At 39.2% G+C, this 2,500-nt stretch carries 2 protein-coding genes; both read right to left on the reverse strand.

Going from position 1 to position 2,500, the window contains the following annotated elements:
• Positions 1-380: 380 nt before the first annotated feature.
• Positions 381-1,880 carry a serine hydrolase domain-containing protein gene (locus tag DWX26_RS16445; protein WP_118601782.1) on the reverse strand — a complete coding sequence of 500 codons (1,500 nt, stop codon included), beginning with the start codon at positions 1,878-1,880 and terminating at the stop codon, positions 381-383.
• A gap of 14 nt (positions 1,881-1,894) precedes the next feature.
• Positions 1,895-2,233 (reverse strand): MFS transporter, encoded by a 339-nt coding sequence (locus tag DWX26_RS16450; protein WP_118601783.1) that lies wholly within the window; start codon positions 2,231-2,233, stop codon positions 1,895-1,897.
• Between the last annotated feature and the right edge of the window lie 267 nt (positions 2,234-2,500).

The following is a 2,500-nucleotide window of genomic DNA, read 5'->3' on the forward strand; positions in this document are numbered from 1 at the left end:
GCAGTGGATTACCTGTTATGTGGAAACCCGCCGTATCCGGCATGGAAGAAGCACATATCTGTGCAAAATCTAAGTAACAGGCGTATCCGCCGATATTTGGTCTGCCGCTTAAAGCGGCCGGAAGCACGTGACTTTAGTCATGTGAGGTTCACGGAAGAGATGATGATATTGACTGGTGAGGGATGGGGAAAACAGTCTTTAGGGTACTTTTTTCAGGAAGTTCACAAAATAGGTAACTGTTTCATTTGATAAATATAGTATATTCTGGAAATGTGTTCTGTGTGTGGTGAGAAAATTAAGGGTTTCTAAAATAATGAACATTATATTGACAGAAATACTCCGGGGAAAAATAAAAATCCCCGGAGTATTTTTACGTGTTTCTATCTAAAAGCACCATCAAAAATCATATCAGCAAATCTTACATTCCGGTCACTCACCGCACCAGACAATTCAAACATTCCTTTAGTACCATCTGTGACAATCAAAGTCAAGGTATTTTCATGAAAATAGAATTTCCATGTTTGTGAATGCCCGGTTTCCTGCCAGCATATAGTCAAAATAAGGGTACTCTGGTCTACCCAACTGTGATGGGCAGCATATTTCCAAATACGGTTTCTCTGTTCGTCTCCAATAAGTGGGCTATTTGACGGAATTTCAATTGCATATGTGGTTTCTCCAAACAAATCAACAGTACAGGAACTGTGAATAGTCTGTATTTCATCGATTACAAACTCCATACGGCTGTTGCCAATTTCAAAGCGAAGAGTATGTTTTTCATCTGATGTACGACTGCGTAAATCAAATTCTTTTCCCTGAAGCATATGCATTAGATAAGAAGCACTCGGCGAATATACAACAGGAGTTTCCCACTGGTTCATTACGTTTTTCATGTATTGGTAACACCATGCATCACGAGGTTTCGGCTGCTCAGTTATGTTATTAAGGATATACTTTTCAATCAGAGGGAAAATTCTGCTTCCATCCGTTTCTTCAGCAGTAGTTGTAATAACCATATCCATTTTCGGAAATACCATGCAATACTGGCCAAATGCTCCATCAGCACGATAGCTCCCCGGACTGTTCTCCCAAATTTGATATCCATAGTGGCGGCCCCATCCGGCACATCCCTGCACGTTTGTGGAAATGTGGGGGTATGATGCCTCCGTAACCCATTCTTCCGTGAGAATGCGTATGCCATTGTAAACACCTTTATGTAAGTACAAAAGTCCCAGCTTTGTGAGATCACGTGGAGCAATCAAAAGCCCCCATGCTCCAGTGTTAACATCTCCATGTTTATCCCAACTGACATCTGTAATCTCCAGAGGATTAAATAGATGCGTCTGTAGCCAATCTTTCAGGCACATGCCAGTCACACGGCTGATAAGTTCTGACAGCATATAAGTTCCTCCGGAATTATAGACAAAATGAGTTCCTGGCTCATATACTATTTTTCTGGTAAAAAAGATTTCCGGCCAGGGTCTTATGCCATTGCACATATCTCCCACTGTATCCACGCCATGACCCGTACTCATAGTCAAAAGATGGCAAATTTTTATGGTACGGGCTGCATCATCCATGTCCAAATCTCGACATTCCGGAAAATAATCAAGAACGAAATCATCTACCCGCAACAAACCTTCTTTTACCGCAATCCCTATAGCCGTGGATGTAAATGTTTTGCTTACGGAATATACCAATCTTTTATCAAGTGCACAAAACGGATATTTGGAAACTTCTGCTATCGCTTTATCATGGCGAACAATATGAAGAGTCCGCAATTTATAATTTATTTCATCACATTCTTTCAGAAACTGGGCAATAGCTACAGAGGAAATGCCTACATCTTCAGGAATATAAAATTTATTGAATAATTGTGTCATTAGAATTCTCTCCTTTATTGAGTATTTCTCAATTTTATAACTTCTTCATCTGCATTCATAAAGTTACTAATCAAAACTAACAAAATGCTACAGACCAAAGGAACGACTGCATATCCGCATCTTTCAGCAAACAGGGTGACAGAAGATTGTGCAATGCCATTATTTGCAGCCTGAGCGTCATATTTACCCAGAGACAAAGTGTGTGTCCGGTCAATGATAAAACCGCTTAAAAATTCTGTCACTGCGTTGATAATACGTCCGGCAGACATCATAAAAGCAATAAACGACATGGACAACAGCAGATTGTCGGTCAGATACAGTGTTAAAAAGAACCAAGAATACCACTCAGACAATTAGCTCCACAGCCCAAAAGTGCGTATCCAAACATTTGAGATTTTGCAATCTCTCCATTATTCTTATCTCTCATTGTGATAATCCTCCAAGATTATTTTAAGTTTTTTACGCGCGCTTTTACTTATCTGAAAGATATCATAGATAGTATATTGTAAGATATAGGAAAATTAACCTTTGAATTTAGTAATATTGACCAGTCATTTTTATAAAATAATATGGGTGTCAAAACACTCGTTTTATAGTAACTCATTAACTAACGTACCTTG

This window comes from Blautia sp. AF19-1, from assembly GCF_003479155.1.
Classification (GTDB): Bacteria; Bacillota; Clostridia; order Lachnospirales; family Lachnospiraceae; genus Fusicatenibacter; species Fusicatenibacter saccharivorans.